Below are 15220 nucleotides of genomic sequence, written 5' to 3' on the forward strand. Positions count from 1 at the left end.
AGCCCCCTCAACCGCCCCGCCCAGGCCGGCACCCCGAGCAGCGGCAATGCGGTTGCCGTCGTCCCGGGCGGGCGCGCCGCCCCGAGTTGCCGCGCGCGGAGCGGTCTCGTCCGCGTCCGCTCGGCGGAGCCGCTCCCCCAGGCCCGCCAGCGCCGCGTACTGCTCCCCCAGGCTCGACGGCCCGTCCCCCACCGGGTCCTTGAAGTAGAAGCCGAGGTCGCCCAGCGGGCCCGTCAGGCCGGCCTCGTGGGCGCGCGCCGTCAGGCGGGCCAGGTCCAGGACCAGAGGTGCCGCGAGCGCCGAGTCGCAGCCCTGCCAGATGGTCTGGAGGATCATGCGGGTGCCGAGGAAACCGTCGAAGGCGATGTGGTCCCAGGCGGTCTTCCAGTCGCCGAGTGCCGGGACGTCGTCGATGTGCACCTCGCCCTCGGGGACGGTGCCGAGGGTGTCGGCGAGGACGCGTTCCTTGCCGGCGTTCTTCGCCGCGGCGGCGGCCGGGTCGGCGAGCGCGGCGCCGTCGCCGCCGCCGAGCAGGTTCGTGCCGGACCAGGCCCGTACGTTCAACGCCCGCTGCGCGAACATCGGGCCCAGCACGGCCCGCAGCAGCGTCTGGCCGGTCTTGCCGTCCCGGCCCGCGTACGGCAGGCCGCTGCGCTCCGCCTCGCGGGCGGCGACGGGGTGGTGCATGCCCTCGGAGGGGGTGAAATTGACGTAGGGGCAGCCCGCGCGCAGGGCCGCCAGCGCGTACAGGGTGCTGGCAGGGAGCGGGGAGCCAGGGCCCTGGGAGGCGGGTTCGGTGGAGGCGACGTTCACCACCACGGCCCGCTCCAGCTCGTGGCGGTGCATGAAGTCGCGTATGTCGTCCGCGAATGCCGTGATCAGTTCGGCCTCGCTCCTGGTGTCTCCCGGGGCGGGTCCACCGGGCCTGATCTCCCGGTCGGCGGCGGCGAGTTCGGCGGCGACGGCGGTGGCGACTCCGGGCGGGAGGACACCGCCGGCGGTCAGGGTCTCGGCGCGTTTGGGCAGGGGGCAGTCGAGGGTGTCATGACCGCCGAAGACGAGGTCGGCCAGCGCGGGCAGGCCGCTGTCGGTGAACGCCAGGGTCTCGCTCACCATGCCGGTGGGCGGGTGCAGTCCCGCGGTGACGGCGGCGCATCCCGTGACGACGGTGGTGGCGACGGAGCCTCGGGCTCCGATCAGCCACACTCCCACTCGCGGTCGGGAGAGGGACGCGGACATGGGCAGCCTCCTTGTCGTGCTTGTCGTGCGCGAACCCCGGGGGGAGGGACAAAGACGGCGGGCGGGGTCCGGCGTCCCCCGCCCGCCGCCGCTCAGCCGCCCGTGGTGGGCAGTTCCTTCAACTGGATGTTGCGGAAGGAGACCTGGTCGTCGGCGCCGTGGTTCTGGAGGCCGATGTGACCGTCGGTCAGGCTCCGCTCAGGGTCCTTGTTGGTGAAGTCGTTGATCTTGACTCCGTTGAGGAACACCTGGAGGCGTTCGCCCTGGACCTTGATCTCGTAGGAGTTCCACTGGCCGGGCGGACGCAGAACCTGGTCACGGGCCTTGATGTTCGCCGACTTGAACGAGTAGACGGAGCCCGTCGTGCGCTCGGGCGCGTCCGTGGCGTCGATCTGGATCTCGTAGCCCTTGTTCACCGCGGACCAGGGGTCGTCGGAGGCCGGGAAGCCCACGAAGATCCCGGAGTTGTCGTCGCCCTGCATCTTCCAGTCGAGCTTGAGGGAGTACGACTTCAGCTCCTTGGCCTGGTACCAGAGCAGACCCATGCCGCCCTCGGACTCCAGCGTGCCGTCCTTGACGTTGAACTTGCCGGGGCCGGCCTGCTTCCAGCCTTCCAGGGTCTGGCCGTTGAAGATCTTCCGGTAGTCCTTGCTCGGCTTGCAGTCCGCCTTGACCTGGCCGGTGGCGTACTGCAGACCGCCGAGCAGGTGGGCCCGGAAGGCCTCCTCGGCGTAGGACTCCTTGGTGTGGCCGCCGCCGGTGTAGAAGGACCGGCCGCCGCCGTAGCTCTGGCACCAGGCGATCGGGTGGTCGCCCTTCATGTTCCCGCCCTGGTAGGTGGTCTCGTCCAGGGTGGCGAGGACCTTGGCCTGCTCACGCGGGTTGGTGCGGTAGTTGTACCACTCGTCGGTGCGCTCCCAGGCGTCGCCCAGGTGCGCGGTCGACGGGTGGTCGTGGTCCTCGACGCGGACGGTGGCCTTCTGGATGGCCGGGTGCGAGTCGAAGTAGGCGCCGACGAGGCCGCCGTAGAACGCCCAGTCGTACTCGGTGTCGGCGGCGGCGTGGATGCCCAGGTAACCGCCGCCGCCCGCCACGTAGTTCTCGAACGCCTTCTGCTGCTCGGCGTCGAGGACATCACCCGTGGTGGACAGGAAGGCCACCGCGTCGTACTTGGCGAGGTTGGTGGTGGTGAACTGCCGGGCCTCCTCGGTCGCGTCGACCGTGATGCCGGCCGGGGCGCCGAGTTCCTTCAGGGCGGCGATGCCGGCCGGGATGGAGTCGTGCCGGAAGCCGGCTGTCTTGGAGAAGACCAGGACCTTCTTGCCGCCCTTGAACGGCTGCTTGGAGAACTCGAAGTCGTCCACGTCGTACAGCGCGCCCTCGCCGCCCTTGAAGACCAGGTAGATCTCCGTGGTCTTCTTGGGCAGGGACCGCAGCGGTACGTCGACGTTCTGGAAGGTCTCCCAGCCGCCGGTCGGCGGGATGTAGGCCGAGCCGTGCAGCGGTCCGTCGGGCGAGCCGGTGCGCAGTTCGATGAAGCCGCCCGCGCCGCCGGAGGAGGCCCGCACGGTCATCTTCTTCTGCCCGTCGAACCGGTAGGGGGCGAAGGAGATCCAGTCGCCGTCGTTGATGTCGCCGACGGTCTTGCCGCCGTTGGCGCCGGTCTTGTCGACGACCGACACGCCCGACTGGGTGCTGAAGTGCTCGCCCTGGCGGTGCAGCGGCTGCAGGACGGTGCGAGCGGTGCCGGTCAGGGCCTCCTGGCCGTTCGCCCCGCCGTCGGTGTAGCCGGCGCCGACGACGCCGTAGATGTTGGCGTTGGGGTCGTGGCCACCGTCGCCGGCAGGCGGCGTCAGGGTGCCCTCGCAGCCCATCTCGCTGGTCAGCTCGTGGGCGTGGGAGTCGTGGCCGAGGCTGTAGGCGACCTTGACCTTGGAGCAGTCGATGGTCTCCTCGGGGTCGGTGACGGTCACCTTGAAGGGCACGGGCTTGCCGAACTCGGCCAGGGCGCCGTTGCCCGGGATGTCGATCCTCACCTTGGGTTCGGTGTTGCCGACCACGATCCGGGCGCTGGCGTTGCCGGTGTTGCCCTCGGAGTCCTTGGCGGTGAAGGTGGCGGTGTAGGTGCCGACCTTCTTGTACTGGTGGGTGGGGGTGAGACCCTCGCCCTTCGTGCCGTCGCCGAAGTCCCAGCTGTAGGTGAGGTCCGGGGAGTCGGCGTCCTTGGCGGAGGCGGTGAACTTGACCTTCAGGCCGGCCGCTCCGGACGTCTTGTCGGCGCTCACCTCGGCGATCGGCGAGAAGCCGTCCTCGGCGTTCTCGATCCGGTACAGCGCGGAGTGCTCGTCACCCTGGAACCAGGAGATGCCGTAGTCGAGGACGTAGAGCGCGCCGTCGGGGCCGAACTCCATGTCCATGATCTGGGTGCCGGTCCACGGGAAGTCGTTGATCTTCGCGACGGAGCCGTCCTCGTTCTGCTCGATCCGCTTGATCCAGCGGCGGCCGAACTCACCCGCGAAGAAGTCGCCGTCGTAGGCCTCGGGGAACTTCACCTTGGAGTCGAGATCGGGGTCGTAACGGTAGACCGGGCCCGCCATCGGGGACTCGGAGCCGCTGCCGAACTCGGGCACGGAGCCGCCGTCGTACGGGATCCACGCGGCCTGCGCGGGTGGCAGGTCGGTGAGGCCCGTGTTGTACGGCGAGGTGTTCTTCGGGGCGGCGCAGTCGAACTTCTCGCCGGAGGTGCCGGTGGCGAAGTCGTAGTCGAGGTAGGCGTCGTTGTTCCCCGTGCAGAACGGCCAGCCGAAGTTGGCGGCCTTGGTGACCTTGGCGAACTCGACCTGTCCGGCCGGGCCCCTGGTGGGGCTGGCGGCGCCCGCGTCCGGGCCGTAGTCGCCGACGTACACGATGCCGGTCTTGTCGTCGACGCTCATCCGGAACGGGTTGCGGAAGCCCATCGCGTAGATCTCGGGGCGGGTCTTCTCGGTGCCCGGGGCGAAGAGGTTGCCCTCCGGGACGGTGTACGAGCCGTCCTCGGCGACCTTGATACGCAGGAGCTTGCCGCGCAGGTCGTTGGTGTTGCCGGAGCTGCGGCGGGCGTCGAAGGCGGGGTTGCGGCCCTCGCGGTCGTCGATCGGCGTGTAACCGTCGGAGGCGAAGGGGTTGGTGTCGTCGCCGGTCGACAGGTACAGGTTGCCGGCCGCGTCGAAGTCGATGTCGCCGCCGACGTGGCAGCAGGTGCCGCGGGAGGCCGCGACGTCGATGACCTTCTTCTCGCTGGCCGTGTTCAGCGTGCCGTTGGCGTTCAGGACGAAGCGGGAGAGGCGGTTGACGCCGTCGAACTTCTTGAACTCCTCGGCGGTGCCGGTCTCCGGGCCGTCGCCCGCGGGGGTGTCGAGCGGCGGGGCGTAGTAGAGGTAGATGGCCCGGTTGTTCTTGAAGTCCGGGTCGATGCCGACGCCCTGGAGGCCCTCTTCGTCGTGGCTGTAGACGTCGAGCTTGCCGGCGACCTTGGTGACGCCGCCCTGGTCGGTGAGGCGCAGTGTGCCGTCGCGCGAGGTGTGCAGCACGCTGCGGTCCGGGAGCACGGCGAGCGACATCGGCTCACCCATCTCGGGTTCGCCCTTGGCGAGCGGCACCTGCTGGAACTGCCCCTCGGCCGCCGGTTCGTCGTGTTCCGGGTGGCCGGGGTGGGCGCCGGCGACGGTCGCCGGGGCGCCCACGGCCAGGAGCAGGCCGGTGAACAGGGCGACCGCGGTGCGAAGTCTGGGGCGCTGGGCGCGGGTGCTGCGGAGTCTGGTTCTGTGCACGAAGTCCCTCCGGGAACGGGTGGGCCGTACGGGGTGGGTGCGATGACGTGCGGTGCGGGCGCCGGGGTGCGCCGTCACCCCGGAGGTGGCTGTGCCATAAACACTTCCGTGTGTGTCCTGAACACTTCAGGGACGGTAACCGCGTCCGGCCGGGGCGAACACCCCTTGCGTCAGACTCGGTTGAACTTTCTCCCGTCAAAGGACAAAGCAGCATCTGGGCAGGTCGGAGGGGGGACCGGCGGTGCTGCCGGGTCCCCGTCCCCGACCAGCGCCGGGTGCCTGGTTCAGTTGTTGAACGCGGCGTCGAAGGACGCGCTGGGCGGCTCGAAGTCGTACGCCTTGAGACGGGTCAGCGCCTCGGGGGCGCCCTGGAGCCGGTCCATGCCGGCGTCCTCCCACTCGACGGAGATCGGGCCTTTGTAGTCGATGGAGCGCAGCATCCGGAAGACGTCCTCCCAGGGGACGTCGCCGTGTCCGGCCGACACGAAGTCCCAGCCGCGGCGCGGGTCGCCCCACGGCAGGTGGGAGCCGAGGCGGCCGTTGCGGCCGTCGAGGCGCTTGCGGGCCTCCTTGCAGTCGACGTGGTAGATGCGGTCGCGGAAGTCCCAGAGGAAGCCGACGGGGTCGAGGTCCTGCCACACGAAGTGCGACGGGTCGAAGTTCAGGCCGAAGGCGGGGCGGCCCCCCACCGCCTCCAGAGCCCGCCAGGTGGTCCAGTAGTCGTAGGCGATCTCGCTGGGATGGACCTCGTGCGCGAACCGCACGCCCTCCTCGTCGAAGACGTCCAGGATGGGGTTCCAGCGCGTCGCGAAGTCCTCGTAGCCGCGTTCGATCATCGACTCGGGCGCGGGCGGGAACATGGCGACCAGGTGCCAGATCGCGGAGCCGGTGAAGCCGATCACCGTGTCGACGCCGAAGGCGGCCGCGGCACGCGCGGTGTCCTTCATACGGGCGGCGGCGCGCCGGCGGACCCCCTCCGGGTCCCCGTCGCCCCACACCTCGGCCGGAACAATGGCCTGGTGGCGTTCGTCGATGATGGCGTCGCAGACGGCCTGGCCGACCAGGTGGTTGGAGATCGCCCAGCACTTGAGGCCGTACTTGTCGAGCAGTTCCTTCCTGGAGTCGATGTACGACGAGTCCGCGAGGGCCTTGTCGACCTCGAAGTGGTCGCCCCAGCAGGCGAGTTCGAGTCCGTCGTAGCCGAAGTCGCGGGCGAGCCGGCAGACCTCCTCCAGCGGCAGGTCGGCCCACTGGCCGGTGAACAGCGTGAACGTACGCGGCATGCGCGTCAGCCTCCTCGGGCCGCTCGGGGGGTGTCAGACCGCTATCGGGGTGTAGACGGCGTTCTTCTCGGCGCTCTCCTCCACCGCCGCCAGTACGCGCTGCACCTGCAACCCGTCGGCGAAGGAGGGTTCGGGCCGGCGGCCCTCGGCGACGGCGTGGACCAGGTCGCGGGCCTGGTGGACGAAGGTGTGCTCGTAGCCGAGGCCGTGGCCCGGGGGCCACCAGGCGTCCAGGTAGGGGTGGTCGGGTTCGGTGACGAGGATGCGGCGGAAGCCCGCGTGCGCGCCCGGTTCCCTGCCGTCGTGGTAGGAGAGCTCGTTGAGCCGCTCCAGGTCGAAGGCGATCGAGCCGAGCTCGCCGTTGAGTTCGATGCGCAGGGAGTTCTTGCGGCCGGTGGCGTAGCGGGTGGCCTCGAAGGAAGCGAGGGCGCCCGAGGGGAGGCGGCCGGTGAACAGGGCGGCGTCGTCGACGGTGACCTGGCCGGACCCGTTGGCGGAGACGGCGGACAGGCCGCTCGTGGCACCGCCGGGCAGCGGGCGCTCCCGTACGAAGGTCTCCGTCAGGGCCGACACCCCGGTCAGCCGCTCCCCCGCCAAATACTGCGCGAGGTCGATGATGTGGGCGCCCAGGTCGCCGAGCGCGCCCGAGCCGGCGAGTTCCTTGCGCAGCCGCCAGGTCAGCGGGAATTCGGGGTCGACCAGCCAGTCCTGGAGGTACGTCACGCGCACGTGCCGCAGCGGGCCCAGGCGGCCCTCGGCGACCATGCTGCGCGCCAGGGCGGTGGCCGGCAGCCGCCGGTAGTTGAAGCCGACCATCGCCACCTGGCCACGCTCGAACGCCTCTTCGGCCGCGCGCGCCATGGACGTGGCTTCCTCGACCGTGTTGGCGAGGGGCTTCTCGCACAGGACGTGCTTGCCGGCGGCCAGGGCCGCGAGGGCGATCTCGGCGTGGCTGTCGCCCGGGGTGCAGATGTCGACGAGGTCGACGTCGTCCCGTTCGACGAGGGCACGCCAGTCGGTCTCGACGGACGCCCAGCCGTGCCGGTCGGCCGCCGCCCGCGCGGCGGCCGCGTCCCGGCCGCAGATCACGGCCTGCACCGGGTTCAGCGGCAGGTCGAAGACACGGCCCGCGGTGCGCCAGCCCTGGGAGTGTGCGGCGCCCATGAAGGCGTAGCCGACCATTCCGACGCGCAAGGGTGGCTTACCTGCCTCGGTCCCTTCTGACTGCTGCTGCGGCTGTCCCATGTGGGTGTCCTCCTCGTCCTGGTCGGGGTGGCGCACGTGGGGGGTGCGGGGGGAACGGATCACTTGAAGCCGGTGGGCATGTAACGGTCGACGTTGGCCTTGTCGACGACCGCCGAGTAGAGCGTGATCGAGGCCGGGATCTCGAACTCGGCCATGCCGCTCACGCCCTTGCTCTGGCCGAGCGCGCGGGCCAGGTCGATGGCGGACGCGGCCATGGTCGGCGGATACAGGACGGTGGCCTTGAGGACGCCGTCGTCCTGCTTGATCGCCTGGAAGGCGGACAGGGCACCGGCGCCGCCGACCATCAGGAAGTCGTCGCGCCCGGCCTGCTCGATGGCCCGCAGCGCGCCCACGCCCTGGTCGTCGTCGTGGTTCCACAGCGCGTCGAACTTCGACTGGGCCTGCAGGAGCTGGGCCATCTTGGCCTGTCCGGACTCGACCGTGAACTCGGCGGCCTGGCGGGCCACCTTCTCGATGTTCGGGTAGTTCTTCAGCGCGTCGTCGAAGCCCTGGGTGCGCTGTTTGGTGAGTTCCAGGTTGTCGAGCCCGGCGAGTTCGATGACCTTGGCGCCGGACTTCCCCTTGAGCTTCTCGCCGATGTAGTGGCCGGCGTTGAGGCCCATGCCGTAGTTGTCGCCGCCGATCCAGCAGCGGTACGCCTGCGGGGTGTTGAAGATCCGGTCGAGGTTGATGACCGGGATGTCGGCCCGCATCGCCTTCAGGCCGACCTGGGTGAGCGCCTTGCCGTCGGCGGGCAGCACCACCAGCACGTCGACCTTCTTGTTGATCAGCGTCTCGATCTGGCCGATCTGGGCGGCGGTGTCGTTGGAGCCCTCGGTGATCTCCAGGGTGACGTCGGAGTACTTCTTCGCCCGGCTCTTGGCGTTGTCGTTGATGGCGTTGAGCCAGCCGTGGTCGGCCTGCGGTCCGGCGAAGCCGATGGTGACCTGCTTGCCGGGCTTGTCGTCGGCGGCCGGCTGGTCGTTGGCGGCCGGCTCGTCCTTGGACTCGTTGCTCGTGCAACCCGCGAGGAGGGCACCGGCTCCTACGGCGGCGGATCCGAACAACAGCCCTCTGCGACTGGTGAGCTCTGGCATGGCGGTGAACCCTTTCCTCAGGTCGTGCGAAGCGGAAGCGGGACGACCCTCAGGTCGTGCTTGCGGTACGGCGCTGGACCAGCACGGCGGCGACGATGATCGCGCCCTTGGCGATCTGCTGGACGTCGCTCTGCAGGTTGTTCAGGGCGAAGATGTTGGTGATCGTGGTGAAGATCAGGACGCCGAGCACGGAGCCGACGATGGTGCCGCGGCCTCCCGTGAGCAGGGTGCCGCCGATGATCGCGGCGGCGATGGCGTCGAGTTCGTAGAGGTTTCCGTTGGTGTTCTGACCGGAGCCGGACAGGATGATCAGCAGGAAGGCCGCGATGCCGCAGCACAGTCCGGACAGCAGGTAGAGGTAGAGCCGCTGGCGCCGGACGTCGATGCCGGCGAGCCGCGCGGCCTCCGCGTTGCCGCCGACGGCGACCGAGCGCCGCCCGAAGGTCGTACGGTTCAGGACCAACCAGCCGATGACCGTCACGACCGCGAACACCATGACCAGCGGCGGGATGCCGAGGACGTATGCGTCGCGTTCGCCCAGGTCGAGGACCGAGGGAATGGTGACGATCTGCGTCTTGCCGTCGGTGATCTGGAGGGCCAGACCGCGCGCGGACGCCAGCATGGCGAGCGTGGCGATGAACGGGACCATCGCGCCGTACGCGATCAGCATCCCGTTGACCAGCCCGCACCCCACGCCGACGATCACCGCCGTGAAGAGGATGCCGGCGAAGCCGTACTCCTGGGTCGCGACCGTCGTCGCCCACACCGAGGCCAGCGCGACGATCGCGCCGACGGACAGGTCGATGCCGCCGGAGATGATGACGAAGGTCATGCCGACGGTGACGACGCCGATCACGGAGGCCTGGGTGAGGACGAGTTGGAGGTTGCGGGTGTCCAGGAACTCGTCCGGCTTGGTGATGCCGCCGATGACGATGAGCGCGGCGAGGACGCCGAGCAGGGAGAGCGTGCGCACGTCGGCGCGGGCCATCAGGCCGCGCCAGGCGGGCGGTGCTCCGGCCGACTGCACCTTGCCGGTGCTGTCCCGGGGCGGTGAGGCGTGCTGCGTCATGACGCCGGGCTTCCTTCCATGACGAGGTCGAGTACACGGTGTTCGTCGAGTTCGCGCGCGGGAGCGGTGTGTATGACACGGCCCTCGCGCAGCACCAGGACGCGATCGGCGAGGCCCAGCACTTCGGGCACTTCACTGGAGACCAGGAGGACGGCGAGGCCTTCGTCGGCCAGCCGCCGGACCACGGCATACAGCTCGGCGCGGGCGCCGACGTCGACGCCGCGGGTGGGTTCGTCGAGCAGCAGGACGCGGCAGCCACGCAGCAGCCAGCGGGCCAGGACGGCCTTCTGCTGGTTGCCGCCGGAGAGCGTGCGCACCGGCACCGACGGGTTGTCGGGCCGTAGCGACAGCTCCCGGGTCGCGGCCCGTGCCGCCCCCAGTTCGGCGGCCCGGTCGATCCAGCCGCCGCGCGAGAAACGGGACATGGACGAGACCGACACGTTGCGGGTGACGGACTCCAGCATCAGCAGCGCCTGCGCCTTGCGCTCCTCGGGGGCGAGCCCGAGCCCGGCGCGCACGGCGGCCCGCACGCTGCCGGATCGCAACGCCTTCCCGTCCACGAGGACTTGACCGGCAGTGGGCTTCCTGGCCCCGTAGATCGTCTCCAGGATCTCCGAGCGCCCCGAGCCCACCAGCCCGGCGAGCCCGACGATCTCCCCGGGCCGCACGGTCAGGTCGAGCGGCTCGAACTCGCCGTCCCGGGCGAGTCCCCGCACCTCAAGCAGCGGCTTCCCGGCCGCGGCCACGTCCTTCGCCGGCCGCTCGGGGAAGACGTACTCGACGTTGCGCCCCGTCATCATGGCCACGACCTCGCGCGTCGGCGTGGTCTTCGCGGGGAGCCCGCCCGCGACGGCCCGCCCGTCCTTCAGCACCGTCACCCGGTCGCCGATCCGGCGGATCTCCTCCAGCCGGTGCGAGATGTAGACGACGGCGACTCCGGCGGCGGTGAGGTCGCCGACGATTCGGAAGAGGTTGTCGACCTCGTCCGGGTCCAGGGCGGCGGACGGCTCGTCCATCACGATCAGCCGTACCTCGTGGGAGAGCGCCCGTGCCATGGAGACGATCTGCTGCTGGGCCGCCGACAGCTCCCCGACCAGGCGGGCGGGGTCGATCTCGGGGTGCCCGAGCCGCTTGAGCAGCTGGGCTGTCGAGGTCCGCGCGGCCTTTCCGCGTACGACGAACCCGGCGGCCGTCGGTTCATGGCCGAGGTGGACGTTCTCGGCCACCGACAGGTGCTCCACCAGGTCGAGTTCCTGGTAGATGGTGGCGATGCCGAGGCGCATGGCGGCGATCGGCGAGCGGAGGGTGACCTCCTCGCCGCGCCAGCGGATGGTGCCGGTGTCGGGCTGGTGGGCGCCGGCCAGGACCTTGATGAGCGTGGACTTGCCGGCGCCGTTCTGACCGAGCAGACAGTGCACTTCACCGGCCTGGACGTGGAGGTCGACGCCGTCGAGGGCACGGACTCCGGGGAACGACTTGGTGATGCCGGACATGCTGAGCAGGGGTGGTTCTGATGCCATGAGGTCCCCTTGGCGGGCGTGCGGGCCGGTTCAGGGCAGGGCGGAGCGAAGCGCGGTGCGGTGCGGGGCAGTTCGGTGCGCGGTGCTGTGCGGGTGAGCCGTACGACGTAGCTGGCTTACGCGGGTGAGAAGAGGTGGTCGCTGATGAGCCGGGCCGCGCCGATGACTCCGGCGGTGGGGCCCAACTCCCCCAGGACGATGGGCAGGTTGCCGGTCGCCAGGGGCAGCGACTGGCGGTAGACCTGGGTGCGGATCGCGGCGAGCAGGTTGTGGCCGAGGCCGGTCACCCCGCCGCCGATCACCACCAGGCCGGGGTTGAAGAAGCTGACGAGTCCGGCGATGACCTGGCCGACGCGGTTGCCGCCCTCCCGGATCAGGTCGAGCGCGGTGGCGTCGCCCGCGGCTGCCGCGGCGGCGACGTCGACGGCGGTCAGGGTGCCGTTCGCCTCCAGCCGCGAGGCGAGTTCGTCCGACCGCCCCTGCTGGGCCGCCTCGACGGCGTCCCGGGCGAGGGCCGACCCGCTGAAGTGGGCCTCCAGGCAGCCCCGGTTGCCGCAGGCGCAGGGGCGGCCGTCGGGCACGGCCTGGATGTGCCCGATGTCGCCCGCGCTGCCCGTGACGCCCCGGTGGACTTCGCCCCCCGCGACGATGCCGCAGCCGATGCCGGTGCCGATCTTGACGCAGAGGAAGTCGCCCACGGAGCGTGCGACGCCCGCGTGCTGCTCCCCCATCGCCATGAGGTTCACGTCGTTGTCGACCATGACCGGGCAGCCGAGTTCCTGGCTGAGCGCCTCCCGCACGGGGAAGCCGTCCCAGCCCGGCATGATCGGCGGGGCCACCGGTACGCCCTCGGGGAAGCGGACCGGTCCGGGGACGCCGATGCCGGCGCCGTCGTACCCCTCCGCGAGCCCCGATGCCCTCAACTTCGCTGCCATGGACAGGACTTGCTCGAAGACCGCGACCGGGCCCTCGCGGACGTCCATGGGCTGGTTGACATGGCCGAGGATTTCCAGCTCGGCGTTGGTGACGGCGACGTCGACCGAGGTCGCGCCGATGTCGACGCCGAGGAAACGCAGCCCGGGGTTGAGCCGGACGTTGTGGGAGCGGCGCCCACCGCGCGAGGCGGCGAGTCCGTCGGCCACGACCAGTCTGGTCTCCAGCAGGCGGTCCACCTCCACGGCCAGCTTGGACCGCGAGAGGTCGATCTGATCGCCCAGCTGGGCCCGGGAGTTGGGCCCGCCGTCGCGCAGCAGCCTGAGCAGCTTGGCCTGGTGGGCGTTCGCGGGTCGTGCCGTCATGCGTCTCACGAGCCCCTCCCCGCCTCAATCGGCCTGTGCGCGCCGGGTTTCGGCCACGTCCGCGGCCTGCTTTCGAGGGGAACGTAGCAGTGGGCGCCGGAGGTGGGAAGAAGTTGCGCAGAGATTGCTCTCAACTTTCTCCACTCACAGGACAAAGACGAGATCGGTACGACGCCTGCCGCCGGTCCACTCTGTTCGCCGAGCGTGCGCAAGGGGCCGCGCACAGGGGGCCGGTTGGCTACCCTGTCCCTCCAGCAGCAGTGCTTTGGGGGGAGCGCGGATGGCTCAGGGAACCTCGTCCGACGAACCGGTACCGGCGCGGGCCGCGGACAGCGCCGGTGGCACGCCGTCACCGCCTGTTCCCGCCGCGCCGCCCCTGCCCGCCCCCGCCACTCCCCCAAGGTCCGGCAGCTCGTCGTCCGACACCGGGCCCGGCTATGCGATGCGCGTGGCGAACGGGTCGTACGACTGGTACCACCGCGCCGCCATCAGGGCCCGTCGCAACTTCCGGCTCACCGAGACCCTGCTGCTGCTCGTCTCCGCCTCGATCCCGGTGTCGGCGGTCATCTCGCCCGGGACCGCGGAGGTGCCGGCGATCCTGGGCGGCGTCGTCGTGGTGATCACCGGCCTGCGGTCCGTCTTCCACTGGCAGGACGACTACCTGCGCTTCAGCGAGGCCCGCGAGGCGGTCGAGGCCGAACGCCGCCTCTACTACACCGGCGCCGAGCCGTACGCCGACCCGGCAGCCCGGGATGGAACGCTCGCCGCCAACGTCACCCGCATCGAGCAGCGGGAGATGGGCACGTGGATCCAGCTCGCGAGTCCGCGCACGGATGCCACGGGGAACAACGCGCAGTACTGAACTCCGCGGCAGCGCTCAGGACTTGGCCCTGTCGTGATACGACCGTCGCGTGTGCTCGGTGTGCTCCCGCATCAGCTGCGTGGCGCCCTGCTCGTCCCGGTCGGTGATCGCGGCGATCATGCCGCGGTGCTCGATCCAGGACTGCTGCCCGCGCTGACGGGCGACCGGCGTGTAGTACCAGCGCACGCGCCGGTCGACCTGTGCCGCCAGCTCGGCGAGGACCGCGTTGCCCGCCAGGTCCATGATCTTCGCGTGGAAGCGGGCGTTGAGGGCGACGGCTGCGTCCACGTCGTCGGCGGCGACGGCCTTCTCGCCCTCCGCGCACAGCTGCTCCAGGGCCGCGATGCCGGCGCTGTCGGCGTGGGCGGCGGCGAGACGGGCCGCCTCGGCCTCCAGGAGGGTGCGGACGGTGAGGAGCTGGTCGGCCTCCTCCTCCGTCGGCTCGTGCACGAACGCGCCCTGCGCGGGCCGCAGATCGACCCAGCCCTCGGTGTTCAGCCGCTGCAGCGCCTCGCGCACCGGCTGCCGGGAAACACCGAGGTGACCTGCCAGTTCACTCTCGACCAGATGTTGGCCGGGCTGGAGGGCGCGGGTCGTGATGAGTTCGAGCAGCGCCTCGTAGACGCGGTCGCGCAGCGGGCCGGGCCGTTCGAGCTTGGGCACCGCACCCTGCGGCAGTCCTGTCGACAACATCGGTCCCCTCCTGGGCGCACACCGGGCGACTGCGTCGCGTAGCCGACCGTCACGGAAAGCCAGTATCAATTGTCTTTCGTCTACAGTCTACGGCGCACAAGGGCCAGGGAACCGAGGAGTTGGCCACATCACACCCGCATCAGGGGCAGCGCACGACCTGCCCCGCGTACGACAGGTTGCCGCCGAAGCCGAAGAGCAGCACCGGATCCCCCGTCGAGATCCGCCCCTGTTCCACCAGCTTGGACAGCGCCAGCGGAATGCTCGCCGCCGAGGTGTTGCCGGACTCGGACACATCCCGCGCGACCACGGCGTTGACCGCGCCGATCTTCTCGGCGAGGGGCTCGATGATGCGCAGGTTGGCCTGGTGCAGGACGACCCCGGCCAGGTCCATGGGCGCGAGACCCGCCCGCTCGCAGGCCCGGCGGGCGATGGCCGGCAGCTGCGTCGTCGCCCAGCGGTAGACGCTCTGCCCCTCCTGCGCGAACCGCGCGGGCTGCCCCTCGATGCGCACCGCGTGCCCCATCTCGGGCACCGAACCCCACAGCACCGGCCCGATGCCGGCCTCGCCGGACGCCTCCACGACGGCCGCGCCGGCCCCGTCGCCGACCAGCACACAGGTCGTACGGTCGCTCCAGTCGGTCACGTCGGACATCTTGTCGGCGCCGATCACCAGCGCGCGGACCGCGGCTCCCGCCCGTACGGCGTGGTCGGCGGTGGCCAGGGCGTGGGTGAACCCGGCGCAGACGACGTTGATGTCCATCGCGGCGGGCGACGGGATTCCGATGCGGGCCGCGACGCGGGCGGCCATGTTCGGGGAGCGGTCGATGGCTGTGGAGGTGGCGACCAGGACCAGGTCGATGTCGCTGGGCGCGAGGCCCGCCGCCGCGAGCGCCTTGGCGGCGGCGTGCGCGGCCAGTTCGTCGACGGGCTCGTCGGGCCCGGCGATGTGACGCGTACGGATGCCCACCCGGGAGGTGATCCACTCGTCACTGGTGTCGACCATGCCCGCCAGTTCCTCGTTGGTGAGCACCCTGGCGGGCTGATAGTGGCCGACTGCGGCGATGCGCGAGCCGTTCATCGTTGGTGATCCCCTCGAACATCGGAT

Annotated in this window: 10 protein-coding genes and 1 pseudogene; 1 reads left to right on the forward strand and 10 read right to left on the reverse strand. The window is 70.7% G+C overall.

The features are described 5' to 3' along the window. Positions 1 to 111 precede the first annotated feature (111 nt). The 8 genes and pseudogenes from OHO27_RS06625 to OHO27_RS06660 form a co-directional block, all read right to left on the reverse strand. Positions 112 to 1239, reverse strand: a pseudogene (locus OHO27_RS06625) (inositol-3-phosphate synthase); the annotation flags it as partial. Positions 1240 to 1331: 92 nt separating this feature from the next. Then, on the reverse strand, positions 1332 to 5048 hold the full coding sequence (locus OHO27_RS06630) for a ThuA domain-containing protein (RefSeq protein ID WP_328421199.1): 3717 nt from the start codon (positions 5046 to 5048) through the stop codon (positions 1332 to 1334). Positions 5049 to 5332: 284 nt separating this feature from the next. Then, positions 5333 to 6331, reverse strand: a complete 999-nt coding sequence (locus tag OHO27_RS06635; protein ID WP_328421201.1) for a sugar phosphate isomerase/epimerase family protein — start codon at positions 6329 to 6331, stop codon at positions 5333 to 5335. A gap of 33 nt (positions 6332 to 6364) precedes the next feature. Beyond that, positions 6365 to 7576 (reverse strand): Gfo/Idh/MocA family protein, encoded by a 1212-nt coding sequence (locus OHO27_RS06640; protein WP_328430370.1) that lies wholly within the window; start codon positions 7574 to 7576, stop codon positions 6365 to 6367. Between the two features lie 59 nt (positions 7577 to 7635). Further along, a complete protein-coding gene (locus OHO27_RS06645) occupies positions 7636 to 8673 on the reverse strand; it encodes a substrate-binding domain-containing protein (protein ID WP_328421203.1) in 1038 nt (345 codons plus the stop codon). A 49-nt stretch (positions 8674 to 8722) separates the two neighbouring features. Continuing rightward, on the reverse strand, positions 8723 to 9742 hold the full coding sequence (locus OHO27_RS06650; protein WP_328421205.1) for an ABC transporter permease: 1020 nt from the start codon (positions 9740 to 9742) through the stop codon (positions 8723 to 8725). After that, positions 9739 to 11262, reverse strand: coding sequence for a sugar ABC transporter ATP-binding protein (locus OHO27_RS06655; protein ID WP_328421207.1), 1524 nt, complete (start codon positions 11260 to 11262; stop codon positions 9739 to 9741). The genes OHO27_RS06650 and OHO27_RS06655 overlap by 4 nt, the downstream gene beginning before the upstream one ends. A 116-nt stretch (positions 11263 to 11378) precedes the next feature. After that, entirely contained in the window at positions 11379 to 12560 is a 1182-nt protein-coding gene (locus OHO27_RS06660) for an ROK family protein (protein WP_328421209.1), read from the reverse strand. A gap of 280 nt (positions 12561 to 12840) precedes the next feature. Between OHO27_RS06660 and OHO27_RS06665 the strand changes: the two genes are divergently transcribed. Further along, complete coding sequence (locus tag OHO27_RS06665) at positions 12841 to 13422, forward strand: DUF4231 domain-containing protein (RefSeq protein WP_328421211.1); 582 nt, start codon at positions 12841 to 12843, stop codon at positions 13420 to 13422. 15 nt (positions 13423 to 13437) lie between these two features. Here the strand turns inward: OHO27_RS06665 and OHO27_RS06670 are convergent, their stop codons facing one another. Both OHO27_RS06670 and OHO27_RS06675 read right to left on the reverse strand, forming a co-directional pair. Then, the gene (locus tag OHO27_RS06670; RefSeq protein WP_328421213.1) at positions 13438 to 14115 is read right to left on the reverse strand and encodes a GntR family transcriptional regulator; all 678 of its coding nucleotides are present in this window, start codon (positions 14113 to 14115) and stop codon (positions 13438 to 13440) included. 139 nt (positions 14116 to 14254) lie between these two features. After that, entirely contained in the window at positions 14255 to 15193 is a 939-nt protein-coding gene (locus tag OHO27_RS06675; protein WP_328421215.1) for a beta-ketoacyl-ACP synthase III, read from the reverse strand. Positions 15194 to 15220 lie beyond the last annotated feature (27 nt).

The sequence above is a fragment of the Streptomyces sp. NBC_00443 genome (assembly GCF_036014175.1).
In the GTDB taxonomy this organism is placed as follows: Bacteria; Actinomycetota; Actinomycetes; order Streptomycetales; family Streptomycetaceae; genus Streptomyces.